This is a genomic window from Antarctobacter sediminis (assembly GCF_019218285.1).
GTDB lineage: Bacteria > Pseudomonadota > Alphaproteobacteria > Rhodobacterales > Rhodobacteraceae > Antarctobacter > Antarctobacter sediminis.
This window is the reverse complement of the sequence record NZ_JAHUZG010000001.1, coordinates 382698-408930: the sequence shown is the minus strand read 5'-3', so window position 1 is coordinate 408930 and position 26233 is coordinate 382698. Positions and strand designations below refer to the sequence as shown.

Below are 26233 nucleotides of genomic sequence, written 5' to 3'. Positions count from 1 at the left end.
CACTGATTGACTGTTTTTGCAGATTGCTCCGGCCCTGCCCGTTTGCCCATACTGCGGAACACGGCACGACAACGGGGGCAGGCCATGCAGGATCTGGGAAGCTATGACTACATCATCGTCGGCGCGGGCAGCGCGGGATGTGTGCTGGCCAACCGCCTTAGCGAAGACCCGCATACCCGCGTGTTGCTGCTGGAGGCCGGAGGCAAGGACAACTACCACTGGATCCATATCCCGGTCGGCTATCTTTACTGCATCGGCAACCCGCGCACCGACTGGGGCTACAAGACCGCCGCCTGCGACGGGCTGAACGGGCGGGAATTGCTGTACCCGCGCGGCAAGGTGCTGGGCGGCTGTTCCTCGATCAACGGAATGTTGTACCTGCGCGGACAGGCGGCGGATTACGACGGCTGGCGCCAGATGGGACTGACCGGATGGGGCTGGGACGACGTGTTGCCCTATTTCAAAAAGTCCGAAGACTATTTCGAAACCGACGAGATGCATGGTCAGGGCGGCGAGTGGCGGGTGGAAAAACAACGCCTGCGCTGGGATATTCTTGACGCATGGAAAGAGGCCGCGGTCGCCGCGGGCCTTCCCGAGACCGAGGATTTCAATCGTGGCGACAACCACGGTGTCGGCTATTTCAAGGTCAACCAGCGCGCCGGCTGGCGGTGGAGCACGGCCAAGGGCTTTTTGCGCCCGGCGCGGAACCGTCCCAACCTTGAGGTGGCCACCCACGCCCAGACCGAACGCCTGATCCTTGAGGGCCGCCGCGCCACCGGTGTCCAGTTCCGCCGTGGCAACACCCCGGCCCGCGCCCATGCCCGGCGCGAGGTCATCCTGTCGGCAGGCTCCATCGGGTCTGTCCAGATCCTGCAACTGTCAGGGATCGGACCCGGCGCGCTGTTGCAAACGCACGGGATCCAGACGGTTCTGGATCAGCCCGGCGTCGGCACCAACCTTCAGGACCATCTGCAAATCCGCTGCGCCTACAAGGTGCAGGGCACCAAGACGCTGAACACCATGGCCGCTTCGCTCTGGGGACAGGCCAAGATCGGACTGGAATATCTTGCCACCCGATCCGGCCCCATGTCGATGGCGCCCAGCCAATTGGGGGCCTTTGCCTATTCCTCGCCGGACGTGGCCACGCCGGACCTTGAATATCACGTCCAGCCCGTCACGTTGGAGGCCTTTGGCCAGTCCCCGCATGATTTTGACGCGATCACCGCCAGTGTCTGTAACCTGCGGCCCGAAAGCCGGGGGCATGTGCGGATCACCTCGCCCGATCCGATGGTGCATCCTGAAATCCAGCCGAACTACCTCTCGACCGAAGGCGACCGTCTGGTGGCGGCCCGGTCGATCCGGCTGACGCGGCGGATCATGGAACAAGGTCCGCTGGCCCGGTATCTCCCCGAAGAGTTCAAACCGGGCCCCGGCTATCAGACCGATGCCGAACTGGCCGAGGGCGCGGGACAGATCGCCTCGACGATTTTCCACCCGGTGGGCACCGCCCGGATGGGCACTGATGATGGCGCCGCGGTCGATGGTGCCCTGAGGGTCAAGGGCATCGGCGCGCTGCGGGTGGTGGATGCTTCTGTCATGCCCCGGATCACCTCGGGCAATACCAACTCACCGACGATCATGATCGCCGAGAAGGCCGCCGATATGATCCGGGCCGATGCACGGGAGGCTGTTCTGGCCTGACATCACCACCAATCGCTGCGGTTGGCAAAGATGCAGGGGACGCAGGCCATGCGCTCGGCTGCGCGGGTTCAGAACTCCGCCAGAACCTCGGTCCGGGCCGGTTCCGTCCGGGCCACCACGCGCCCGTTCGAAACCACCGCCAGACGCGCCGGGCGCAGCCGCAGCGCCTCGATCGGATCGGGGGCGTCCAGCATCACAAGGCTGCCGCGCGCGCCCGGTGTCAGGCCGAAGTCCAGCCCCATGATCCGGGCCGGGCTCTCCGTCACCATGCCAAACCCCGCGCGCATCTGGTCCGGCGCGGTCATCAGGCCCACGTGCAGCCCCATATGCGCCACCTCCAGCATGTCGCCCGAGCCCAGCGGATACCACGGATCGCGCACGCAATCCTGCCCGAAGGCCACCGTCACCCCGGCGGCGCGCAGTTCCGGCACGCGCGTCTGCCCGCGCCGTTTCGGATAGGTATCCATCCTGCCCTGCAAGGTGATGTTGATCAGTGGGTTGGGGATGGCGGCCACCTGCGCCTCGGCGATCAGTGGCAGGAGTTTCGCGACATAGTAATTGTCCATCGAATGCATCGAGGTCAGGTGCGACCCTGCCACCCGGCCCTGCAAGCCGCAGCGCAGGGTCTCGGCGGCGAGTGTCTCGATATGGCGACTGTGGGGGTCGTCGCTTTCGTCGCAATGAAGGTCGACGCGCAGGCCGCGTTCCGCCGCCAGTTCGCAGGCCGCCCGGACCGAGGCCGCGCCATCCGCCATGGTCCGTTCGAAATGCGGGATGCCGCCGACCACGTCGACACCGGCATCCAGCGCGCGGATCACCTGAGCCTCGGCCCCCGCCGCGCGATACCAGCCGTCCTGCGGGAAGGCGACCAGTTGCAGGTCCAGCACCTCGCGCACCGCCTCTCGCACCTCGAGCAGCGCCTCGACCGTGCGGAAATTCGGATCGGTCACGTCCACGTGGCTGCGGATGGCAAGGATGCCCTTGCCCACGGCCTGACGGCAGTAGGTCAGCGCGCGCGCCACGATTTCCTCGCGCGTCTGGATCTGTTTCAACTCCCCCCAGAGCGAGATCCCCTCCAGCAGGGTGCCCGAGGCATTCACCCGCGGTTGGCCATAGCTCAGCGTCGCGTCCATATGGAAATGCGCATCGACAAAAGGCTGGGACACCAGCTTGCCGCTGGCGTCGATGACCTGCCCCGCCTCGGCGGTAATGCCCGGTTCCACTGCCGTGATGATGCCGCCGGTGATGGCGATATCCGCCTGCCTGCCGTCGGGCAGCACGCCCCCTTTGACCAGAATATCCATTGCTGCACTCCCTGCCCGTTCAACCTGTTGCGCGCTCCACCTGACGGCGCAATTCCGTGTAATCGACCTTGGACCGGTGGCGCCTGTCCAGCGGGATCGCCGCGACGCGCTGCACCCGATCGATCCCAAGGGCACGCGCGCGTTCGGCGCACGCCTCTGCCGTGCCTTCGTAGACCAGAACCGGCCCCGCCTGTGTGGGCAGCAGCGCCGCGCGCCGCACCCCCGGCCAGCTTTCCGCCGCCAGCTCCACCGCAAAAGGGTAAAGCGGCCCATCGCGCCCCTGCGCCACACCGCTGTGCCGCCCCAGCAGCCAAAGCCGCCCCTGTTCGTCCAGCCGCCCGGCATCACCTGTGCGATGCCATGTGCGGTTGCCCTCATGCACCTTTGTGCCTTCTTCGTGCCGGGGGTCGAGGTAATGGGCATTCACATGCGGCCCGGCGACCTGGATTTCATCCTCGACGATGCGCAGGTCGGTCCCTGCCACGGGTGGCCCGGCCAGAAGACCCCCGCCCCCGGCCATGGCCATGCGGTCGGCCGCGCTGACTTCGTCCCAGTTCAGATCGGCGATCGGTTCCGCCTCTGTCGAGCCGTAGACAGAGATCACCCGCAGCCCCGGATTGCGTGACCGCAACCGATCCACCAGCGCCGGTTTGACCGGCCCGCCGCCGGTAAAGACGCTGTGCAACGCGCGCGGCAGATCGGCTTGCGCAAGGGTTTCGCATAGCGCGGGCGGCAACAGCGCGCGGGTTGCGCCGGTCTGCCTGATCCAACCGGCCAGCGCAGCGGGCGTGACCGCTTCGGGGCGGGTGAGTTTCCAGTTGGGCAGAACGCTTGGCCGCCCCTCGGCAAGGTTGACCAGCGCAAAGACCGGAAAGGCCACAAGATCGTTTTCCGCCCCGTCAGAGGCCAGCAGCGGGGCAACTGCCTGATATTGCGCGGTGAGAAAGCCGTGGCTGCGCGGGATCGCCTTGGGCGCACCGGTCGAGCCGGAGGTAAAGGAAATCAGCGCCGGGTCCTCGGGCGTCAGGTTCACAGAGTCCACATGGCCCCTGTCCCGCTGACCGGGTGCAAGACGCCGCGCACACCAGAGCGCGGGCAGGAAACGGATCAGGCGATATAGCCCGCTGGCGAACAGCGCCCGGGGGCGGGTGACAGCTATGGCGTGGCGCAGACCGGCAAGCCCCAGCGCCGGTTCGGGAAAGACCGCGACAGCCCCAAGCCGCCAGCAGGCGGCCAGTGCCACGTAAAGATCGACCCCCACCGGCATGGCGACAAGGATGCGGTCCCCCTTGGCGATGCCACGTCGCGCACAGGTGGCGGCGAAAGCGGCGGCGCGCCGCTCCAGTTCGGCGAAGCTGATGCTTGCACCCGGGGCGACCAGCGCCGGGCGCGCACCCTGCTCGGCCGCCACGGCCGAGAACCGCCGGGCGAGGTCAGTCATCCAGATGTCGTCCCATCAGGGCGTAGCGGCGAAAGACCTGCCCCCCGTGGCGGCGGCTGCGGTCGGCAGAGGCGTTGTCGTCATGGATCAGCGCGTGGATCACCTGTTGGAATCCCATGTCGCGGGCGCGGATGTGAAAGGCACGGGCAAGGTGGTGCCCAAGACCATGGCGCAGGCTGGCATAGGTTTTCAGGATGACCTGTTCCGGTGACGCGCCGTGCCCATAGTTGGGAATGCCGAACAGATAGCCCAAAAGCGCGCCTGTCGCCGTGTCGCGGGCGGTAAAGATCAGGTCCGGTTTCAGCAGCGGCACAAAAGGCATGTAAAGCGCAAGAAAGTCCTGCAACCCGATGGGCTGGTAAAAGGCGTTTCCCGAAAAGGCCTGCGAGGACAGCGCGTGGACCTCGGCGAAATGCGCTTCGGGGGCGCTGCCGTCCCAATTGGCGATCTCGATCCCCGGCATGGGCGCGGGCTGCGGCCCGATTCCGGTTTCGGGCGCCACATGGGCCGAGAAATAGTGCGAGACAGGGGTGAAACCCGCCGCCTCAAAGGCCGCAAGGTCATGCGGGCCGCTTTTCGGTTCCATCAGGAAGGGGGCCGTGCCGTCGCTTTCGGTGACAAGGCGGTAACTGTGCCATGTGTCGCCGTTCATCGGACCAAGGACGCGGGTCACGCCCCCGGCTTTCATTTCCCCGCACAGGTCGCGCAGAAGGGCCGCGCCCTCTTCTGCGCTGTCGCACTTGAAATCGCCGATGGTGGCCGCGGGCGCGCCCTCCCACAGAGGGCCGTCGAGATAAAGCTTGGCGCGCGCGCCGTCGGACTTCCGTGCCTCGCCGCTCATGCGCCGCCTCCCCCGATCAACAGACAATGGCCCCCATATAGGCATAGCGCCGGAAGCGCCCCAAGCAGCGATATCCGGACCTCGGCCTTGCGGTGAAACAATGCAGGCCAAAGCACCGGCAACAGCGCCGTCAGGGCGATCACGACAGCGGCTTCGATTTCCTGTGTTCCGTGCCACGCGGTGGTGCCGGTATTCAGTCCGGTCAGCAGAACCCAAAGCGACCACAATGTGCCAGCCGCCGCCAAAGCAGCCCCAAGGCGTAAGGCCTGCGTCATCCGAGGCAGCCCATGCGCCAGCAGACCGGCAGCAACCGCGGCACAGCCGAAACCGTAGAAATTGATCCCGCTGGCACGACAGGGCACTTCGATCGCCAGAAAGGCAAAACTGAAGGCCGCAAGCCCCGTGACAATGTTCAGCGCGCCCCGGTCGCCGTCGGGCCGCGCTCTCCGACCTGCCCCCAGCGCCTGGGCCAACAGCACAAGCCCCGGCAAAACCGCGTTCCAGACATGCACCGCCGACAGGATCATGAACAGCGCCACCGCGTGAATGCGCGCCACCTGTGGCGAGGCCCCGGCCCCGCGGCTGAGCCCATAGGCCAAAGGCATCGCCACCAGCGGGCCCAGCACGCGCGTCAAGCCCGGCTCTCCGGGCCAGCCGATGAAGTTGAAGAGGAACAGAAACACTCCCATCGGCAAAAAGAGATTATCCAGCCCGGCCCAGCTGTCGGCTTCGATCACCGTGGCAAACAGGGCGATGCTGAAAGCGGCAAGGATCAAATCCGTGCGCGCCATGTCGGTCTGAAGCAGCAGGCAGACCATGGCGAGGATCACCGTCACGAGAAAGAACATCGTGCTGCCCTCGACGCTCTTGCGGCCATCGGGGGTCAGGTAAAAGGTGCGGCCATAGGCGCTGCCTGCAAGGGCGGCGGCGGCATCTCCAAGTGCGACAACCGCAAGCGGCAGGACATAAAGAACCGGATGCGCCGCATGCAGCAGGAACAACAGGCCGACCGAAACCACCAGCAACACGTCGCCCCATGACTTGCGCTCGACCGAATGCAGAGCGCGGCCAGGACCGCGCAGCAACGGCGTGCGCATCGCCGTCATGGCCAATAGCGCCAGCCCCAACACCAGCCACACCGGCCAGTCATCGACGAATAACCAAGGCAAAGGGATGGCAAGGCCCGAGGCCAACACATGCACGATCTTGCGCGCCAGTTCGGGGTGCCAATCGTGGTCGCGGGCATGGCGGGACAGCCATGTCATGATCCCCAGCAGGCCAAGGATCAGCCCAAGCGCCAGAGCGGTCTGCCAAATCACTGTCATCGGATTTCTTCGACCACGAAATCAGAGTAGAAAAACGCCTTGTCCTGCGCTTTCAAACGGGTTTCCAGGTCCGTCAGGGTCGTAACCCGTTCCGCCAGCGCTGCGGGCACGCGGCGCGGCGCCATCATGTTCCAATAGACCAGCCGCGCGCCGGGGCGGGCCATGTCCAGAAACCGGCCATAAACCCGCGCCGCCAGATCCGGCGACATGTATTCAAAGATATCAGACAGGTAGAACCCCGCCGCATCTGTCACATTCAGCGTCTCGGCCGTGCCCGGATGCGGGCGGATACGGTCAAGCCGGTGGCGGATGACCTCATAGGCTTCGGCCCGCCAAGGCAATGGCAGCGCGGTGCCGTGGCACCGTTTCATGATCCAATGCAGGTAGGGGTTCTGCGACGGGTCGGTGTCGATCCCGGCGTGGCGCAGACGCGAAAAGACATGGTCGGCCACGCTGCCCTGCACATGTTCGAAAAAGGCCGGGTCGCGCCCCAATAGCCCCATGGCGGCACGGGAAAAGAACAGCTTGACCAAAAGGCGCCAGCGCCATGTGTCGAACCGCGTGTCAAAGAATGCCTGCCGCGCCGCCGGGTCACGGGGTTCGAATATTCCGTCAATGGTGGCACGGCTGTGAACCAGCGGCAGCATGAAACGCGAGAACAGGCGAAAATAACCCTCGAACTTGCCCACCCCGCCTGCGCCATAGGCCTCGACCTGAGGCGTCAGATCGGCCCAGAAGGCACGCGTCTGGTCAGAGACATCCGACAGCGCGCGGGACAACAGCATGGCGCGGCGGGTGCTGGCGCGCGCGCCCATCAGTTCAAGGAATTCGGCATGGGTCAGCGCCGCATAGGCCCCCAACCGCAGGTTCAGGCATTCGATCTGCGCGGGCGAAATATCCACCGCATGGACCGCCGCCGGATCGGACAACAACAACGCCAGCGCGTTGTCGCCAGAGGAACAGACCGCCACCAGTTCCCCTCCGCGCACCTCGCCCATGGCCTGCGTCAGTACATCGGCGTCTTCCCATGCCTGCGCATAGCGGATGCGCTCGAACGAGGCACGTTGGTCGATGCGGCGGTCATCCATCGGCTTTGCTCACATGGCCTGTGGCCCCGTCGACCGTGATCACGTCACCGGTTTGCAGCCATCGGGTTGCGTCTCGGATGCCCACGACACAGGGAATGCCCATCTCGCGTGAGACGATGGCGGAATGCGACAGGAGCGAGCCGCGCTCGACCACGATGGCGGAAGCTCCGGCGAACAGCGCGATCCAGCCCGGATCGGTATTCGAAGCCACAAGGATCTCGCCCGGTTCCAACATCTCTGCGCCCGGGTCGCGGATCACGCGGGCCCGGGCGGTGACCGTTCCCTTGGAACAGCCTGTTCCTGTGCGGCTGTCGCCCGTGGGTGCCGCATCGCTCTTGGCCTGTCCGGGGGCATGGGCGGCAACTGCGCCGCGCAGCTCGATCCGTTCGGGGGGCGCCGGGCGCCGGGTGCTGGCCTCCATTTCGGCGCGTCGCTGTGTCACCAAGGCGCGAAGATCATCCCCCAGCGCATTGCCTTCGACTGCGCCCATCACCTCCTGGACGGTGAGGAACAAGACGTCGCGCGGATCGTCAATCAAGCCAAGTGCATGGAACTCTCGCCCCATGGCAAGAAAGGTCCGGCGCGCCAGTGCAAAGATCCGCGTGCGTTCAAAGCGCAGGTTTTCGCGGTCCCGGACCCGCGCCGCCGCCCAAACGGTCAGGGCCCGCGCCAGACCGCGCCGCAGCGGGCGACCCGGCATCAACCCGGCCCAGTCCGGGCTGTGACGGCGGCCTTCGGCGGGGGTTTCCCGACGGGCTGCGCTGGCAATGGCCGCCAGAAGGGGTGCGGGATTCTCGGTCAGCGGCAGGCTTTCCAGCTTTAATTCCTCGGTACAGCGGTCCCCGAAAAGACGCAGATAGGCGGCCACGGCGCTATCGAGTTCGGGAAAGGCGTGCAGCGCATCACGCCCCTGCGCCAATGCCTCTGCCGCGCCCGGCCTGTCACGCGCCATGCGCCCCATCTCCGCAATCCGTCGCGCCGGTTCCGCCGAGACGATGCCGCCCTGCCCGATCATCACGTCGTTGTGGAACTCCAGACCGGCGTCACCGGCCCATTTCCGCAACAGGCCACGCGACGCGCCAAATCCCATCATGCAGAGGAAATCATTCACCAAAGGCGCATCCCAACGGTCCAGCAGCGTGGCTTCGATCCGTCGGTACATCGCGGCCAGTTCCGTCAGGCTGCGGTCGGTGTCGGCGCCATCCTCCAGCGCCTCTTGCAGGCGCGCCATGAAACGGCGTTTCGTCCCCGGCAGGCGCAGGGCCTCGCGCAGCAGCCCGCCCGCAACGCGTGCCAGATTGAACAGCGCCGCCACCTTGCCCCAGCCCTTGGCCGGGGGCGGCGCCAGCCGGTCGGTCAACTCCTCGGGCAAGGGGTTGTCCACCCCCATCATGGTTTCCATGTAGCCGCGATTGAGCGAAAAGGCGGGCAACAGTGCCAGCGCCCGATACCAGTTGCCGAGATTGTAATAGACGCGCCCGTCGACGCGCGTCAGAAGGTTGTCGAACACGGCGGAATGCGCGTCGATCTGTTCCCCGCGCAGTCCCAGCAGCGCAACGAAGGCCCGGTAGACGCGGTTATAGCAATAGGCGGCAAAACTGTAGGTTAGCGGGCTGACCAGACCGGGATAGCTTTCGACGATGTTGGAATTGTCCAGCACCACCAGCCTCTGATCCGGCATCGGAACAGGGCGCAATCCGGTGGTGATCGGGCGGGCCTGAAGCATGAACAGACGCGCCCCGTCATAGGCCCATTCGATGTCCTGCGGGGAGCCAAAGGCGGTTTCGGCCCGCAGGGCCAGCGCGGCGACCTCAACAGCCTCGTCGGCGGTCAGAACACGGGGCGCGGCGGCGGGGGCCTCGACAACCTGCCCGTCCCGGTCGAGGGTCCAGCTTTCCCCGTCGACCTCACCGCTGACAAGCCTGTCGGCCAATCCCGCAACGGCAGAGACCAACGCATGGTCCCGCCGCCCGCTGACCGGATCGGCGGAAAAGCCGACCCCGGCCACACGGGCGGGCACCATCTGTTGCACCAATACGGCCGGCAGACCTGCGTCTTCGACGCCGCGATCCAGACGATAGCGGGCCACATGGTCGGCAAGCCCCGAGGCACGCACCTGCCGCGCCGCTTGCTCCAACGCTTCTGCGGCGACGTTCAGCACCGTGTCGAACTGGCCTGCGTGGCTGGCCTCGGCCCCGTCTTCGGCCCGGGCAGAGGAACGCACGGCGTAGGGCCCCGGCCCCAGTGCCGCCAACGCCTTGGGCAATGCCCGCGCGGCGGTGTCGCTCAGGTCATTTCCGGCGTTGCGAAAGGCCGCATCGGTGAGGACAAGAAAAGGCGGCACGTCGAACCCGGCGGCGGTCAATTTCGACAAGGCCGCCGCCTTGCCGCCGACCACCTGCGGGTCCTGCGCCTGCGCTGCTGCGATCACGCCCGTCATGATGTCACCCCGCGCAGCATCAACGGCAGAAAGCCCGCCGCCGCGTAGCAGATCAGAACCCAAAGCCCCGCCGCCGCGTCCAGACGGCTTTGGCCCCTGACGCTGGGCGCGCGGGCAAAGCCAATCGCGACACCCGCCGCACCGGACAGCCCCACCAGCGCCACAGCCGCCAGCGGCCAGATCGCGTCCAAGGCAATGCCCACGCCACAAAGCAACAGCGCGGCCAGTGCCACCAAGCCCAACCAGATCCACGCGCTGCGCGCCGGACCCCAAAGCGCGGAATAGCTTTCCACGCCTTTCCGCTCGGCCTCGGGTGCCCATGTCTTGCGCCCGATTTCCAGCACGCAGCCGTTGACGAAGGACAGCGCAAGGAACAGCCATAGACCCGGTGCGGGACCGCCCTGCCCCACCCATTCGATCCCGGTCAGCAGCAAGTCCATGATCGGCATGATCATCATATGGCTGGCCAGATAGATCAGCATCCGGTTGCGCAGCCATTCCGGCGCGCCGAATTCAACCGTCATCGCCGCCAGCCAAAGCCAAGTCATCAGCAAAAGGGCAAGCACACCCCAGCCGATGCCGACAGCCGCCAGCCCCGCGACCGGCATCAGGACAACCGCCGCCCATAGCACCGTGTGCAGCCTGACCAGCCCGCGCGGGATCGGCCGTTCGGGCCGGTAGAGCCTGTCGATCTCGCGGTCCTTCCATTCATCGGCGGCGCGCATCTGGAAGAACAGGATCATCGCGATCAGGAAACCGGCGGCATACTGGCCCGCCCCCGGCAGCGGCCGGTCCGCCAGAACCGCCGAAAAGGTGATGCTGGCACCGGAAAACACCGCCAACAACGGCGCGGTCTTGGCAAGCGGGAAGCGCTCTTTCTGGTAGATCAGGAACCGCTGCCAGCCTGTCATCGCAGCCGCGCCAGCTTTTCATGGGCGGACACGAAACTGCCCGAGGCCATGGCCGCCACGATAGAGATCTCGCCGCAAAGACAGGTCGCGGCGACGATCTCGGCCAGCGTTTCGCCATGGCCCGCGCCCTTCAGACCCATCATCTGAAGGCAGGCGGATTGGGTTGGCAACCCGGTGCCGCCGCCGACAGTGCCCACAAGGATCGAGGGCATGGTGACAGAACAGAACAGCCCCGCGTCGCGGCGTTCCATCCGGGTAAAGCCCACGGCGCTTTCGGCCACGCAGGCGGCATCCTGCCCGGTGGCAATGTAAAGCGCGGCCAGCGCATTGGCGAAATGCGCCTGTGCCCCGAACTGCCCTGAAAGCAGCGCCCCAAGGTTCGCCACGCGGCCATAATCCAGCATTGCGTCTATGCTGGTGCCCAACAGGGTTTCGACCACCTCGGGCGGCAGGACGACAGAGGAGCTGACCTTGCGCCCGCGCCCGGTGATCATGCCAAGGGCCGACGCCTTCTTGTCACCCGAGAAATTGCCCTCGACATACCAGTGGCGCGGGCGGAACGGGCAGCGATCGGCGATATGGCGGCACAGCGCATCCGTGGCCAATGTCACCATGTTCTGACCCGCCGCGTCGCCCGTGGTGAACCGGCACAACAGAAAGACCACGTTATTGTCGATCACCGGTTCCAGCGACACCAGTTTGCCATGGGCGGTGGTCGCCTCGGCGCGCTGTTTCAATGCCTCCACATCGGACACGACCCAATCGACGAATTGTCCGGCCTCGACCAGCGTGTCAAAGACAAAGGCCGGGCTGCGCAGCACGCCTTCGTAGAGGACCGCGGTGCTGATGCCGCCCGCCCTGTTGGCCGCCTTTGCACCGCGCCCATAGGAGGCGACCAGCGCCGCCTCGGATGTGGCCAGCGGCACGGGATAGTCGCCATCGGCGTTCACTCCGTTGATCCGTAGCGGACCGATCACCCCGACCGGAATCGAAACCGTGCCGATCATGTTTTCGATATTGGCTGCATAGTGCGAAAGGTCAGCGCGTGTCTGATCATCAAAGAGCCTGTCCCGAACCCCCGCGTCCAGCGCCAGATCCCGGTGCAGGCGCGCAACCGTCTGTTCCGTCACCTTGGGAGAAATCCGCAGGTTGCGCCCCTTGTCCTTGTGCGGAACGGTTCCCGGCAGCCCCCCGCTTTGCGTGATCCGCTGACGCACGCGCCGCAACATTTCCGAGACGTGAAAGGGTACGATCATGCGGCGCGGTCCAAGGTCTGTGACGCCACCGCCCGCCGGATGTGCGGGACCGTGGCCTTGGCCCACAATATGCGGGGTTTTTCCCTGTCTTTACAACATGGCAACTGCGCGACGCAGGAAATCCCCCTCTGGACGGGCTTTGCCCGGCATGGCTGGCAAAACCGACCTAGACAGGGAAGACCCAGACCGATCCCGTGGTCGGGTGCCTCTGGATCAGGGTTTCGATGCCATAGACGCGCGACAGGTTTTCCTGTGTCAGAACCTCATGGGGCCGCCCCGTGGCCAACACGCGCCCCTTGTCCATCAGGCACAGCCGGTCACAGAACATCGCCGCAAGGTTGAGGTCATGCAGGGCCGCGATCACGGTCACGCCGATCTCGCGCACGAAGCGCAGCAGTGACAGTTGATACCGAATGTCGAGATGATTGGTCGGTTCGTCCAGAACCAGAACCCGTGGCTGCTGAACCAGCGCCCGGGCCAATAGCACGCGCTGGCGTTCGCCGCCCGACAAGGTCCCAAAGGCGCGGTCCTGCATATCGGTCAGATGTTGCAAGGCCAGCGCCGCATCAATCAGGTCGATGTCATGGGCTGTATCCGCCGCCAACAGCGCTTTGTGCGCGGACCGGCCCATGGCCACCACGTCCCGCACCGTCAGCGGGAACTCCGCCGGCATGTCTTGCAGGACGGCACCGACGCGCTGGGCAACCCATGCAGAAGACCTGTGCCAGACATCCTCGTCATCTATCAGAACGCGCCCGCTGTCGGGACGGCTCATCCGGTAGACCGTGCGCAGGAGCGAGGATTTGCCCGCCCCGTTCGGACCAAGAACGCCCAGCATTTCGCCCGGGGCAACATCAAGGCTGACATCGCGGACCAGCGCCGCGCGACCGGCGGTCAGGCAGAGGTTTTCGATCCTCAGGCGTCCCGGCAGGATCATCCCGTACCCACCAACCGCCGGGCATCACGGCGCAGCAACCAGATAAAGAACGGCCCCCCCACAAGGGCGGTGACGATCCCAACCGGCAGTTCGATCGGCGCGATGATCGAACGGGCCACAAGATCGGCCGCGATCGTAAAGCTTGCCCCCGCCAGCGCCACCAGCGGCAAGGCCCGGCGGTGGTCCGCCCCCACCAGCAGGCGCACGATATGCGGCATGATCAGGCCGACGAATCCGATCACCCCGGACAGGGCCACGGTGACACCGGTCAAGGCGGCGGTCAGCAGGAACATCCTGCGGCGAAAACTTTCGACATCAAGCCCCAGCGCGACGGCACTTTCGTCGCCCGCCATCAACAGGTTCAAGCGCCGCGACTGCGCCAGCATCACCGCCAGCCCCAGCGTCAGGGCAATCACCGGCAGGAGCAAGAGCTTCCACTGGGCCGAGCCAAAGCCGCCGAGCGTCCAGAACAGTACCCGCGCCGCCAGTTGCGGGTCCGGTGAGGTCAGAACCAGAAGACTGGTCAGCGCGCTGAGCACCGCGCCAAGCGCGATACCGGCCAGCACCAGCCGCGTCGGGGTCATCTGGCCGCCGGTCCGGGCGATCCAGAACACGGTCATCAGCGCCGCCAACCCGCCAAGGAACGCCGCCAGATGCAAGGTAAAGGCCCCCACGACCACCAGACCAAAGCGCATGACCACCACTGCCCCGGTAGCCGCCCCGGAAGAAACGCCAAGGATCGACGGACCCGCCAGAGGATTGCGCACGATGGCCTGTATCACCATCCCGGACACCCCAAGGCTGGCCCCGACGACGCCGGCAAGGATCACCCGCGGGATGCGAGTCTGCACGATGATGATCTCATGCGCCGCGCGCCAGTCCGGCTCTATCAACCAGCCCGCCGACAGCCAGTGCAGCAGTATGGCCAGCGCTTGTGGTGCCGGGATGGCGACCGACCCAATCATCAGCCCGGCCAGCGCCAATCCCGATAGCAACGCGACGACACCGCCGGTGACGGCAAGAAACCGGCCATGGCCCGCCCGAACGCCAGCCGCCCGCCCCGCTGTCGAGCGGTCTTGCCGGTCGGGCGCCGGGCTGCGCAGGACCTGCAACAGCGCCGCGCGCCTTATGGCCTCTTGATCGATGTCGTCACGCATCTCTGGCGCCTACTCGGCAAAGGCCTCGGGGTGAAAGGCCCGCGCCAGCTTTTCCAGGGCATCGACCGAACTGGGTCCGGGCTGACCGATGACCGAGGAAACGGTCACGTAGTTGCCTTTTGCCACCGCAGGAACCTGCGCGATGATCGGATTGGCCCGCAGGCTCGCGATCCGGGCCTGCCCGATGGCGGCGTCGGGATCGTCGACCACCTTGCCGCTGGCCGTGCCCGAGTAAAAGACCACGATGTGTTCCGGCGCCTCGGCCACCAGTTGCTCCCACGAGGTGCTGCCATAGCGGTTGTCCACATGGCCAAGGATATTCCTGCCTCCGGCGCGTGCGACCACATGGCTGAGCATGGTGTTGCCCAGAACGGCGCGCGGGGTATCCTGCCCGCCATTGAAGATGAAAACGGGAACCGGTTCGACCCCGGAAAGACGCGCTTCCACCTCTGCGACCCGCGCAGAAATCCCTGCGATCAGGTGCTCGCCGCGCTCGGGCACGCCAAAGATGCCCGCCAGCGAGCGGATCTCGGCGTACAGTTCGTCGAAGCCATATTTGCCAAGGTTGCACCCCTCGGTGTTCAACCGCGTCTTCATCCCAAGGTCATGCAACTGGTCGCGGGTGTGGCGTTTCTCGCTGAAGCCGTCGGGGTAGCCCGCATAGACGAAATCAGCCTCGACATCGATCAGTTGTTCGGTCGTGGCCACCAGGGGCGACAGAACCGGGACCGAGGCATAGGCCTCGGCATAGCGTGGGCTGATGGCAAGATTGGCCATGTAGGAGGTGCCCGCCATGTGGCGTTCCAACCCCAGCGCCAACATCATCTCGGTGGCATTGTTCGACAGGGTCACGGCACGTTCGGGCGCGGCCTCGTAAATCGTCGTCACGCCGCAGTTTTCATCGGTGTAGGGATAGTGCTCTTCGGCCAAGGCCATCGGGGCCGCCAAAAGCAGCGCGGCAGAGAGGAACAGGGCGGATTTCATGGGTCAGGTCCTTTCGGGCATAAAACCGGGAACGGGTGGCAAGGCGTATCCGGCAAAGGCCGGCATGACCTCGGCCGAGAACAACGCCATGGCGGCCTGCGCCTCGGGCAGCGGGATCAGGCCATTGGCATCAAAGAGACAGCGCAGGTTGCAGCAACCGGTCCGGGCGATCAGCGCCTTGATCTGGCGACAGCAATCTTGGGGCGTGCCCGCAATGGCGTAGTCGGCCAGCATCTCGGCCCGGTCGCGGGTTTTGGGCGGCTTTTGCCCCTGTTGCACAGCCCGCTGGGCGCGGCGACGATTCAGCCGTTCGGTCAGGCGGTCCAGCGCCGCAAGGGCGGTGTCGCGGCTTGCCGCAACCAGCACGTAGCGCGACAGCGACGAAGCCGCCATCGGCCCTGGCCCCGCGCCTGCCTCATGCAACGCCTGCCGAAACACGGGAATCTGTCGCGCCTCGTTTGGCTCGAGGCTCAGCAGCAAGGGCAACCGGAGACGCGCCGCGATGGCCACGGTCTCGGTCGAGACACCGGCCACGAAAACAGGCGGATGCGGGCGCTGCACCGGCGGCGGGCCAACCTCTGTCTCTGCAAAGACCCATTCCGGACCATCCGAGGCGACACGCCCCGTTGTCCAGGCCCGCAACATGATGTCCAGCGCCTCGGCAAAGCGAGGCCGGGCCGCGGCCCGGTCGATGCCAAGGGCGTCGAAGGTCGCCGGTTCGGTGCCGCGCCCGATCCCCACATCCACGCGGCCAGCGCTTTGGTGATCCAGTTGCGCGATCTGCTCGGCCAACATCAGCGGATGATGCAGCGGCAGAACCATCACCGAGGTGCCAAACCGCAACCTTTCGGTCCGGGCAAGGATTTCGGCCCCTAGCAGCAGGGTATGCGGATAAGGCAAACCAGTGCGGCGAAAGTGAAACTCGTTGAACCAGATCCCGCCAAAGCCCTGCTGATCGGCCGTTTCGACCAGCCGCATCAGCGCGCCATGATCCCCCAGCGCTCCATCGCGCGCAAAACCCGCAAGATCGAACCGCAGCCCGCGCGCGGCCTCAACAGCCACCGGGCGCCCCCCGGACATCGGAGCCGACAATAAGCGCAGGACGAACAGGCGTGATGCCTGAATACATGTTTCCCCCTTGCCGGCACACCTCGTCCGGCGGTTTGGTTGTTGCTTGCGGCAGGTCTCCTGGCTTGCGGCTCGGATGCAGTGCGCCCCCTTCCCGGCCAATGGGCCAGTGGATCGGGCGACATGCTCGCCGCTTACAGTTGCGAGGGCAGCCTCGGCATTGGCCCCTGTTCAAGGGGCCGCACCGTGTTCCCATTTCATCCGCGTGGCGCGGAACCGAAAGCATCGACAGGCCTAGCCGGTATTGCCGGACCCGGCAAGACGGGTTCGCAAGACCGACAGCGATTTCGCGGTGGCGCAGGATTCGTGCTGCCGCACCGCTGCCCCCTGCCGGGCCGTCACAACGCCACCCGCAGCATCACAAGACTGATCCAGATGATCGCGGCACCCGCGCTCACCTGTGCCAGCGCATAGACCAAGGGAAGTGCGCGGGTCGGCCCCATCGAGGAAAAAGCTAGCCCGCGTGCGGCAACGCTCGACACTGCAACAAGGCTGGTCAGTCCGGCAGTGCCCAGCCCCATGACCACCACAGCCGCCGCTCCCGCAGTACGGATGTCCATCTGCCAGGCAATCACCAGTAGAAAGATCGCCCCGGTACAGGGGCGGATCGCAATGCTGGCAATCAGCGCCATTGCCTCGCGCATTGACCGCAGGCCAGCCACCTGTTCAGGTGAAGGGCCGTGACTGTGACAGGCGCATTCATGGCCGTGTTCGTGGTCATGCGCCGCGTGCCCAGCAGCCACAGGTGCCACGGGCCGGGCCAAACGGCGCAGGCCCCGCCCCGCAAGGATCACCCCCACCGCGCAGATCGCCAGATAGCTGGCCGGGGCAAGGACATCCTCGGCCAGTACGGTCATCTGGGCCGCGGTAAGTTCGAGCAGGAAGAACCCGCCATAAACCAGCGTGACCGCCCAAAGCGCCTGCGCAAGACTGGACACCAGCGCGATCCCCAACAGGCGCGGCGCCGAGACAGCTGATCCCAGCCCGACACCGCCGATCATGTACTTGCCATGACCCGGTCCGACCGCGTGGACAAATCCATAGGCCCCGGCAGCCCCCATCAACGCCAGCCACGCGCCCGGTTGATCGGCCCGCAAGGCCCGAATGGCCCCGGCCATCTGGTTCTGGAAACCGCGCTGCTGATCGACCGCCCAAGCGGCTACGGTTGACAGATCAAGGCTGAGAAACAGCCCGACCACCAACGCAACGATCAACGCGGATACGCTCAGGATCCGCATTGCAGTGCAATCCTGTCGGCAAACAACGCGCCAACATTGGCAATGTCGGGGGTTTCCTCGCGGCTCAACTGTCGGAGCGTGGCCTTCAAGGCAGCGGTTTCCGCATCGGCGTTGAATGGAACGACACGCGCGTCACAGCCCTTTGTGGTACCGGTGATCCGGGGCGGCTGGGTGACGGAGAAGGCAAAGAAATAGGTGGATTCGTAAAACCCTACGTCCAACGTCCGCCCGCTCAGGTCCAACGGTTCCTCAAGATCGCGGGTAAAGCGGATTTCCAGTCGGCCGTCCCGCAACCGCGCGTCCAGCGCCCTTGGCCATTGCAAGTCGACGGTCTGGCCGCCAAGGGCAAGATGCGCCGAGCCGTCGAAATCCGCAGGCCATTGGCTGCGATAGGCGATCAGCTTTTGGCGGTCGTCCTCGCTCAGTTCCCCCTTGGCATTCAACTCCAACCCATGGGAGGAGAGAATGTAGAGCGTTTCAAAGGCATCGTAGAGCCACGTGATCTCGATCGCCTGCAAGCTTGGCCCCTCGCCCAGAAGGAAGTCCACGCCACCATCGACAAAGACATGCGGATGCGCCGGGGCGGGTCCGCCCGTCCAGAGGCAGGCGGCAACCAGACCGGCCCCCATGCGACGAAACGGCGACAGGGACTGCGGCATCAGATCTCGTCCTCGGGATCGTTCACGGGATCCAGCACAAGCACCAATCGGGTTTCGCCGCTGCCTTCGATCGGGGGCGACCGGTGACGCAACCCCGCGTCCGGGCGTTCCGGCCAAAGCGTCCCGCGCAACAGGACCGGCGATCCGGTGGGCACGGAAAAGATCTCGGCGGGCTCGTTGTCCTCACGGACAAAGCCGTATTGCGTGCCGCTGCCCCGATAGGTGCAGACAAGCCGCCCCATCACCGCGTCGATGTGGAACTTGCGACAGGCATTTGTGACCACAACGTCAAGGCGCAGGCGCAACCAACGCGCGCCCATCACGCGGGTGAAGATATCGGCCAGCGCGGCGATATCATCGACCAGCCTGACCCGTTCGGCGCAGTTCGGCGTTCCGGCGGCGTCACAGACCTGATCCACCGTGCCGCGCACCGCCTCGGGGCGCAGGATCGTGCGGGTTCTGGGCAAATGGGCCGGGTCCAGCCCGTCGATCCAGCGCTGAACATCGGGCAAAGGATGCCGAAGCCATATGGCCCCGGCACAGGCGGCATCGCGGATTGCCGACAGGTCCTCGGGCCTGTCCACGACCGCAAGCCCGCCCACCATGTGGGCAGAAGTGTCTGGCAAAGCGGTCACGCGGCCTCCTCGGCGCGGCGCCAGACGGGAAAGGGATCCGGCAGATCCGGCAGATCCTCGGGGGTTGCGGCAACAGTCGCGGGCAACAGGGCCGCATCCAGCCGTGCCTTCAGCATGGCCCAGTCCATGCCGCTGCCGATAAAGACGATCTCTTGCCGCCTGTCGCCCCAAGGCTCCTGCCAGTGTGCCTGCATATAGGCCTGGGCGCTGGCATGGGCCGGACGCCGGTCTTCGGGGACGGTGGCCCACCAGATCCCCAGCGGCTGAACCGACGACAGCGCCCCCGCAAGCGAAAACTCGGCAACCCAGTCCGGCCGCGTGGCGATCCAGAAATGCCCCTTTGCGCGGATCACTCCCGGTAGATCGCCGTTCAGCAACTCCATGATCTTTTCCGGGACAAAGGGCTGACGCGCCCGGTAGACATGGCTGGTGACGCCGTATTCCTCGGTTTCGGGAACATGATCGGCAAAGCCGTACAGTTCCTTGGCCCACATCGGGTGTTCGTGCGCCTTTTCGAAATCGAACAACCCGGTGTCGAGGATGGCATCGGCGGGCACATCCGAAAAATCGGTTTCGATGATCCGGGCATCGGCGTTCAGGCTGCGGATGATCTTGCGCGCGGCATCGACCTGATGCGGTTCGGCGGCGGAAACCTTGTTGAGGATCACCACATCGGCAAATTCGATCTGGTCGGTCAGCAGATGCACCAGCGTGCGCTCGTCTTCCTCGCCCAGCGTTTCGCCCCGATCCCGCAGGAAGTCATGACTGGAATAGTCGCGCAACAGGTTCACCGCGTCGACCACCGTCGCCATCGTGTCCAGGCGGGCGACATCCGACAGGCTGACACCGTTTTCGTCGCGAAAATCAAAGGTCGCGGCCACCGGCAGCGGTTCGGAAATGCCGGTGGATTCAATCAGCAAATAGTCAAAGCGCCCCTCGCCCGCGAGGCGGCGCACTTCGTCCAGCAGGTCGTCTCGCAGCGTGCAGCAGATACAGCCGTTCGACATTTCAACCAGCGTTTCATCCGTGCGCGACAACTCGGTATCGGCACGCACGAGGTCCGCGTCGATATTGACCTCGGACATGTCGTTGACGATCACCGCCACCCGGCGGCCATCGCGATTGTTCAGAACACGGTTCAGCAAGGTGGTCTTGCCCGCTCCGAGAAAGCCGGACAGGACGGTGACGGGAAGGCGCGTATCGGTCATTGGGCAAGAGCCTCTTTGGTAAAGCCGCCCCCGTCGCGCGTGGCTGTCGCGCGCAACATGTCGAGGCTGCGTTGCAGTTCGGGTCGGGTCATATCCCGGGCGATGACAACGATGCGCGACCGCCGGTCCGTTCCGGTCCAGTCACGCATGGGAACCGGCGGATCAAAGATGTGCTGCACGCCGTGAAAGACGAAAGGCACGTCCAGACCTTCGAGAAAGACGATGCCCTTGACCCGCAGGATATTGGTGCCGCGCAGGGCGACCAGCGTGTCCAGCCAATGGTCGAACACCGCATCGGCCAGCGGTTCGTCGAGGATGATCGAGGCCGACCCGATCCGGGTATCATGCCGTGAAAGCGCCGGCCCCGCCGCGCGAGCCGGGGCCAGGCCGGACAGGTTGGCCAGAGGATCGCCGGCGGGCGGCATCCGTCCGGTTGTCCAGCCCAGAACCTCGTCTGGTGCGGCCCCGGCCCGCAGGGCGCTCAGCCCCCACATCTGCCGGGTCGTGACCCTGCCCTGTTGAGCGTGCAGAATCCGCGCGGTCGGGTTCAGCGCGCGCAGCCGTTCCTCAATCTGGATCACCCTTTCCGGCATCACCAGATCGGTTTTTCCCAGCACGATCAGATCGGCCATCGCCACCTGGGAAACTGCTTCGAACTGTGCGTCCAGTGTGGCCGGGCCATTGGCCGCGTCCACCACCGTCACGACACCGTCCATGCGGGTACGGCGCGCCAGAAAGGGATCGACCAACAGCGTCTGAAGAATGGGGCCCGGATCGGCAAGGCCCGTCGTTTCAATGACCACCCGCTCGAAATCCAGTTCGCCGCTGTCGCGACGGGTCAGCAGGCCTGCCATGGTCTGCGCCAGATCGCCCCGGACCGTGCAGCACAGGCAGCCGGACTGCATCAGGATAACCTCTTCGGTCGACCGTTCGATCAGATCATGATCCAGACCGGCCTCGCCAAATTCATTGACGATCACTGCAATGCGCCCGGATTCGGGGTCTGAAAGCAGCCTGTTCAACAGCGTGGTCTTGCCGGCTCCAAGGAAACCGGTCAGCAGAGTGACCGGCAAACGGGCATCGCTCATCGCCCTGCTCCGACAAGGCAGATTGCCGTTGCAGCCAGCCGCCATTTTCCAGCATGGTTCGTCATCGGGACCGCTCTCCTTCGTATTCGCCGAATGCTTGTAATGTTATAACATTACATATGCAAGCGGTTCTCTTTGACTGAGGGAAACATTGGAAACCCGACAACTGTGCCGGGAAAAACCTTGCCGCATCGCGGACGACCACATATATCCGACAAAATAAATCAGGATTTATGCGATGACCAGCACCCCTCTCAAGACGCAAACAGGCGAGTTCGCAACCGAACACGCCAGCAAGTACCTTCAGCAACTCTGCAAACACTTCGCCCACCGGGTGACGGTCGACTATGATGCCGCCCAGGGACTGGCGCAGCTCGGCTCGGGTCCCGCGCGTATGTCCGCGTTGCCTGACCTGCTGCGCGTCGAGATCAGCGGCGCCGATGACGTGGCGCTGGAGCGGGCGCGGGATGTCATCGACAGCCACCTCGCCCGCTTTGCCTTTTGCGAAGACTTTACCGCGATGAACTGGCAACCGGCCTAGGGACCGGTTGCCAGCCTGCCCGATCAGGCCTGCGCGCCATCGAGTCGACGGCGGCGGCCTGCGCGCCGGTTTGCAATGCGCTCTCCCAGCATCAACATCGCCGGAGTGACGATCAGTGTCAGCAGGGTCGCGACCATCAAGCCGCCCGCGATGGCGGCGCTGAGTTCGGTCCACCATTGTGTCGACGGAGCGCCATAGACAATCTCGCGCCGGAAAAAGTCGATGTTGATCCCGATCACCATGGGCATAAGGCCAAGCGCCGTGGTCACGGAGGTCAGGATCACCGGCCGCAGACGCTGGGCCCCGGTGCGCAGAACGGCCTCTAGCGGGGTCATTCCAGCGCGTTTGAGATCGTTGAACGTGTCGATCAGTACGATGTTGTTGTTCACCACGATCCCGGCAAGGGCGATCACACCGATCCCGCCCATGACCACGCCAAAGGGCCGCCCGGTCACAATCAAACCCAACAGCACGCCCGCGATGGAAAAGATGATCGCGCTCATCACCACGAAGGCTTGGTAGAAGCTGTTGAACTGGATCACGAGGATCACGATCATCAATCCGATGGCCGCAGCGAAGGCCCCGATCAGAAAGGTCATGGCATCGGTCTGGTCCTCGGCTTCGCCGGCAAAGGACCATGACACGGCATCGGGCAGGTCCATCTGTTCCAGCGCGGTACGCAAGGCGACGATCTGATCATTCACCAGCAGGCCGGGTGCCACGTTAGCGGCGATGGTTGTCACCCTCTCCTGATCTATGCGCTTGATTGTACCGCTGCGCGGAGCCGGTTCGAAACTTACGAAATTCGTGACCGGCACAAGCCCGGCGCTGGTCGGCACGCGCAGGCTTTCCAGTTCGGCCAGCGTCCGTTCGCCTGCCGGAAAACGCACGCGGATGTCTACCGGTCCTTCGGCGTCGTCAGGGCGGTAGTCCGCAACCGTGATGCCCTGCGTCAGCAGTTGCACCGCCTGCCCCAGCAGCGTGACATCGGCACCAAAGCGCGCCGCCTCGGAGCGGTCAAGCTTGATCTCCCATTCGACGCCCGGCAGCGGGCGCGTGTCTGTCACATCGGTAAAGCCGCCGATGACATCCATCCGTTCGCGGATGGCCTCGACCGCTGCCGCCTGCGCTGCCCGGTCACGCGACACGACCTCGAGGCTGACAGGTTTGCCCGAAGACGGGCCACCGGACTGCACCTGCACCTGCACGTCGATGCCGGGGATCACGGCCATGTCCTGCCGGATCTGATCGGCGATCTGCACCGCCGGGCGACGCGTGTCCCATTCGGTCAGTTCAAGCTGAATCCGCCCGATCACCTCTTCGTCATCCTGCTGGCTGGATCCGGTGCGGGCATAGACGCTGGAGACTTCGTCGTATTGCAGCAGCCTGTCCTCGACCCAGCGCACCAAACGATCCTGTTCATAGATCGAGAAATTGTCGCGGGCGCGCACCTCGACCTGCGCAAAGTCCGGCTCGACCGACGGAAAGAAAGAGATCCCGGTGCCGAACTGCCCATAGGCAAGGAACGCCGCAACCAGCGCGTAAATCGCAAAGATCAGCGTGCGGCCCGGCCGCAGGATCGCCCATTCCAGCACCCGCACGTACAGGCCCGCGCCGCCTTTCATCTGACGCGGATCGCCATGTTCCGCGGCGGCGATCTGGCGTTGCTGCGTCGCGGTCTGGGGCTGGCGTTTGCCGATCAGCCCCCCGACCACGGGGATAAAGATCAGCGCCATGAACAGCGAGGCGATCAAGGTCAGGATCACGGTGATCGGCAGGAACTTCATGAACTCGCCCACGATGCCGGTCCAGAACAGCAGCGGGAAAAAGACGCTGAGCGTCGTGGCTGTCGAGGCGATGATCGGCCATGACATACGCTTGGCCGCCATGGCATAGGCCTCGCGCGCCGAGCGGCCTTCGTGCAGATAGCGGTCCGCCAGTTCCACCGTCACGATGGCCCCGTCCACCAGCATCCCCACGACCAGGATCAGGCTGAACAGGACCACGATATTCATGGTGTAGCCCATGAAATACAGCGCCGCGACCCCGGCAAGAAAGGCACCGGGAATGGCCAGTCCGACAAGGATCGATGACCGCAGACCCAACGCCCAGACAATGACGATCATCACCAGAAGGACGGCGGCGATGACGTTCGACTCGAGGTCCGAAAGCATGGTCTGCACCTGTTCGCTTTCGTCCTGCATGTAATTGATACGCACGGTCTTGGGCCAATCGGCCTGCGCTTTTTCGATCTCGGCACGCACGGCGGCGACGGTTTCGATGATGTTCGCACCCGACCGTTTCTTGATCTCCAGTGCCAGCGCCGGTTGACCGTTGATCCGGGCAAAGCCTGTGGGGTCCTCAAAGGTCCGCCGCACGGTGGCGACATCGGCAAAGGTCACGACCGTGTCGCCATCCACCTTGACCGGCAGTTCCATGACATCGCCAAGATCCTCGATCAGGCCGGGAACTTTCAGCACGATCCGCCCGGCGCTGTTTTCGATCGCGCCGGCGGCGATCAGACGGTTGTTCCGGTTGATCTGGCTGATCAGTTCGTCAAACGACAGGTTGTAGGTTTCGAAAACCGTGGGGTCGATCTGTACCTCAAGAATTTCGAAGCGTTCGCCGCCCACATCCACTTCCAACACGCCGGACAGGCTTTCCAGCCTGTCCTTCAGGTCATCGGCCAGACCATTCAGCGTGCGTTCCGGCACGGGACCGGACAAGATCACCGTAAGGATTGGAAACAGGGCCGTGTTGATCTCTGTCACCACCGGGTCGGTCGCCTCGTCCGGCAATTCGTTCGAGGCGCGGTCCACCGCCGCGCGCACCTTGTCCAGCGCCGCGTCAGAATCAAAGCCCGGTTCGAATTCCAGCTGAACGCTGGCGTGCCCCTCGGCGGCGGTGGCCGTCATGCTTTTCAACCCGGTGAGAGCGCCAAGCTCGGTCTCCAGCGGCTCGATCAGCAGACGTTCGGCATCTTCGGGTGCGATTCCTTCCAGCCCCGTCGAAACATAGACCGTGGGGATCGGCACCTCGGGCGAGCTTTCCTTGGGAATGGCGCTGTATGTCAGCGCGCCGACCGCAAGGATCAGGCCCAACAGCATCACCACCACGCGGGCGCGGCTGAAGGCAGCGTCGATGAGGCTGTTCATTGGTCCACCTTCGCGGCTTGAGCATCCGGGGCGATGGTTTCTCCCTCGTCTCTTGGAGCCACCTGTTCGCCGTCACGGACAAACCCCTGCCCGATGGTGATGACCCGCACTGTTTCGGGCAATCCGCTGACCCAGACGCCATCAGTCTGGGCGCGTTCCAGCGCAACCTCGTGAAAGACAACCTTGTCCTGATCGTCAACGGTCTTGACCCCCAAAGTCCCGTCCGGACCCAGTGACAAAATGGCGGGCGACACGAAATGCGCCGACATCTCTCCGGTCGGGATCTGCACCTGCACCGACAAGCCCGAAGCGATCTGTCCGTCAGCATTGGGCACGGTAATCTCGGCCCGGAAAGTGCGGGTTTCCGAGGCGGCGTCCTTGCTGACATATGTCACGGTGCCAAGGCGGCTCTCACCGGTGATAAAGCTGACGGTTGCCTCCTGCCCTTCGACGATCCGGGCCAGCGATTGCTGCGGCACCTGAATCACGACGGTCAGCGGGTCGGTGTCCAGCATGGTGCCAACTTCGGCCCCGGCCGAGACATAGGCCCCTTCATCAAGGTCCAGCGCGTCCAGCCGCCCGGCAAAAGGCGCGCGGATCACGGCGGCATCGGCGGCTTCTTCGGCTTCGGTCAACTGGGCTTCGGCGGTGGCAAGCGCCGCACGGGCCTCGGCCACCCTGTCGACGGTGGATGCGCCGCGTTCCAAAAGCGTTTGCGCGTTTTCGAATTCGCGCCGTGCGCGGGCCACCTCTTCGCGGGCCTGTTGCACGCGGGCGTCCTGTTCGCGGGTGCCTAGCCGCGCAATCACATCGCCTTGTTCCAGATAATCGCCCTTGTCCGCGACCAAAGTCGCCACGCGGCCCGCCGTCTCGGCCCGCAGGGTGGCGCGCCGGTCTGGCTGCGCCTGCCCTTCGGCGGTAAAGACACGGGTCACGTTTTCCGCCTTGCTGAGACGAACGGCCACCGCCACGGCCTTGACCGGCTGGACCGGTTCGGCAACGGCCTTGGGCTGTGCGGGCAACATAAACCCGCTGCCCATCCAGCCGACCAACCCCAGCCCCAAAAGACCCGCAACCCATTTCGACCGCGAAGACCCGGGCTCGTCGGTGAATGTCAGCGGAACCCGTGCCTGTTCGCCTTCAGATGTGTTCATTGCAAAAGTGCCTTCTTGTCGAATGTGTTTGTCATGGCCGTG

The 26233-nt window shown here is 65.0% G+C and carries 21 protein-coding genes and 1 riboswitch; of the genes, 2 read left to right on the top strand and 19 right to left on the bottom strand.

The genetic code is table 11. The features are described 5' to 3' along the window. Positions 1-84: 84 nt before the first annotated feature. Positions 85-1701, top strand: a complete 1617-nt coding sequence (locus KJP30_RS01985; RefSeq protein WP_218447300.1) for a GMC family oxidoreductase — start codon at positions 85-87, stop codon at positions 1699-1701. Positions 1702-1769: 68 nt separating this feature from the next. On the opposite strand, the gene KJP30_RS01980 is transcribed toward KJP30_RS01985, so the two are convergent. The 17 genes from KJP30_RS01980 to KJP30_RS01900 all read right to left on the bottom strand — a co-directional run bounded on the left by KJP30_RS01980 (position 1770) and on the right by KJP30_RS01900 (position 21341). Continuing rightward, positions 1770-3005 carry a cytosine deaminase gene (locus tag KJP30_RS01980; protein ID WP_218447299.1) on the bottom strand — a complete coding sequence of 412 codons (1236 nt, stop codon included), beginning with the start codon at positions 3003-3005 and terminating at the stop codon, positions 1770-1772. A gap of 19 nt (positions 3006-3024) precedes the next feature. Next, on the bottom strand, positions 3025-4446 hold the full coding sequence (locus KJP30_RS01975; protein WP_218447298.1) for an AMP-binding protein: 1422 nt from the start codon (positions 4444-4446) through the stop codon (positions 3025-3027). Further along, complete coding sequence (locus KJP30_RS01970; protein WP_218447297.1) at positions 4439-5287, bottom strand: hypothetical protein; 849 nt, start codon at positions 5285-5287, stop codon at positions 4439-4441. The genes KJP30_RS01975 and KJP30_RS01970 overlap by 8 nt, the downstream gene beginning before the upstream one ends. After that, the gene (locus tag KJP30_RS01965; protein WP_218447296.1) at positions 5284-6612 is read right to left on the bottom strand and encodes a hypothetical protein; all 1329 of its coding nucleotides are present in this window, start codon (positions 6610-6612) and stop codon (positions 5284-5286) included. The genes KJP30_RS01970 and KJP30_RS01965 overlap by 4 nt, the downstream gene beginning before the upstream one ends. Next, the gene (locus tag KJP30_RS01960; protein ID WP_218447295.1) at positions 6609-7700 is read right to left on the bottom strand and encodes a BtaA family protein; all 1092 of its coding nucleotides are present in this window, start codon (positions 7698-7700) and stop codon (positions 6609-6611) included. The genes KJP30_RS01965 and KJP30_RS01960 overlap by 4 nt, the downstream gene beginning before the upstream one ends. After that, positions 7693-10140 carry a PEP/pyruvate-binding domain-containing protein gene (locus KJP30_RS01955; RefSeq protein ID WP_218447294.1) on the bottom strand — a complete coding sequence of 816 codons (2448 nt, stop codon included), beginning with the start codon at positions 10138-10140 and terminating at the stop codon, positions 7693-7695. The genes KJP30_RS01960 and KJP30_RS01955 overlap by 8 nt, the downstream gene beginning before the upstream one ends. Beyond that, positions 10137-11051, bottom strand: coding sequence for a UbiA family prenyltransferase (locus KJP30_RS01950; protein ID WP_218447293.1), 915 nt, complete (start codon positions 11049-11051; stop codon positions 10137-10139). The genes KJP30_RS01955 and KJP30_RS01950 overlap by 4 nt, the downstream gene beginning before the upstream one ends. Then, positions 11048-12307, bottom strand: coding sequence for a hydroxymethylglutaryl-CoA reductase (locus KJP30_RS01945; RefSeq protein ID WP_218447292.1), 1260 nt, complete (start codon positions 12305-12307; stop codon positions 11048-11050). The genes KJP30_RS01950 and KJP30_RS01945 overlap by 4 nt, the downstream gene beginning before the upstream one ends. Positions 12308-12473: 166 nt before the next feature. Then, on the bottom strand, positions 12474-13244 hold the full coding sequence (locus KJP30_RS01940; RefSeq protein ID WP_218447291.1) for an ABC transporter ATP-binding protein: 771 nt from the start codon (positions 13242-13244) through the stop codon (positions 12474-12476). Beyond that, positions 13241-14401, bottom strand: coding sequence for a FecCD family ABC transporter permease (locus KJP30_RS01935; RefSeq protein WP_218447290.1), 1161 nt, complete (start codon positions 14399-14401; stop codon positions 13241-13243). Before KJP30_RS01935 ends, KJP30_RS01940 begins: the two co-directional genes overlap by 4 nt. Positions 14402-14410: 9 nt before the next feature. Beyond that, positions 14411-15385 (bottom strand): ABC transporter substrate-binding protein, encoded by a 975-nt coding sequence (locus KJP30_RS01930; RefSeq protein WP_218447289.1) that lies wholly within the window; start codon positions 15383-15385, stop codon positions 14411-14413. Positions 15386-15388: 3 nt separating this feature from the next. Continuing rightward, the gene (locus tag KJP30_RS01925; protein ID WP_218447288.1) at positions 15389-16447 is read right to left on the bottom strand and encodes an LLM class flavin-dependent oxidoreductase; all 1059 of its coding nucleotides are present in this window, start codon (positions 16445-16447) and stop codon (positions 15389-15391) included. Positions 16448-16546: 99 nt separating this feature from the next. After that, positions 16547-16749: riboswitch (cobalamin riboswitch) on the bottom strand. Between the two features lie 102 nt (positions 16750-16851). Then, complete coding sequence (locus tag KJP30_RS01920) at positions 16852-17751, bottom strand: nickel/cobalt transporter (protein WP_218447287.1); 900 nt, start codon at positions 17749-17751, stop codon at positions 16852-16854. Continuing rightward, the gene (locus KJP30_RS01915; protein ID WP_218447286.1) at positions 17739-18410 is read right to left on the bottom strand and encodes a DUF1007 family protein; all 672 of its coding nucleotides are present in this window, start codon (positions 18408-18410) and stop codon (positions 17739-17741) included. The genes KJP30_RS01920 and KJP30_RS01915 overlap by 13 nt, the downstream gene beginning before the upstream one ends. Continuing rightward, entirely contained in the window at positions 18410-19045 is a 636-nt protein-coding gene (locus tag KJP30_RS01910; protein ID WP_343222730.1) for a DUF1826 domain-containing protein, read from the bottom strand. The genes KJP30_RS01915 and KJP30_RS01910 overlap by 1 nt, the downstream gene beginning before the upstream one ends. Continuing rightward, positions 19042-20253 (bottom strand): GTP-binding protein, encoded by a 1212-nt coding sequence (locus tag KJP30_RS01905; protein ID WP_218447285.1) that lies wholly within the window; start codon positions 20251-20253, stop codon positions 19042-19044. The genes KJP30_RS01910 and KJP30_RS01905 overlap by 4 nt, the downstream gene beginning before the upstream one ends. After that, positions 20250-21341, bottom strand: a complete 1092-nt coding sequence (locus tag KJP30_RS01900; protein ID WP_218447284.1) for a CobW family GTP-binding protein — start codon at positions 21339-21341, stop codon at positions 20250-20252. Before KJP30_RS01900 ends, KJP30_RS01905 begins: the two co-directional genes overlap by 4 nt. Before the next feature lie 238 nt (positions 21342-21579). On the opposite strand from KJP30_RS01900, the gene KJP30_RS01895 reads away from it, so the two are divergent. Continuing rightward, a complete protein-coding gene (locus KJP30_RS01895) occupies positions 21580-21882 on the top strand; it encodes a DUF2218 domain-containing protein (RefSeq protein WP_218447283.1) in 303 nt (100 codons plus the stop codon). Positions 21883-21905: 23 nt separating this feature from the next. Here the strand turns inward: KJP30_RS01895 and KJP30_RS01890 are convergent, their stop codons facing one another. After that, on the bottom strand, positions 21906-25037 hold the full coding sequence (locus KJP30_RS01890; RefSeq protein WP_218447282.1) for an efflux RND transporter permease subunit: 3132 nt from the start codon (positions 25035-25037) through the stop codon (positions 21906-21908). Next, on the bottom strand, positions 25034-26191 hold the full coding sequence (locus KJP30_RS01885) for an efflux RND transporter periplasmic adaptor subunit (RefSeq protein WP_218447281.1): 1158 nt from the start codon (positions 26189-26191) through the stop codon (positions 25034-25036). The genes KJP30_RS01890 and KJP30_RS01885 overlap by 4 nt, the downstream gene beginning before the upstream one ends. Positions 26192-26233: the final 42 nt, after the last annotated feature.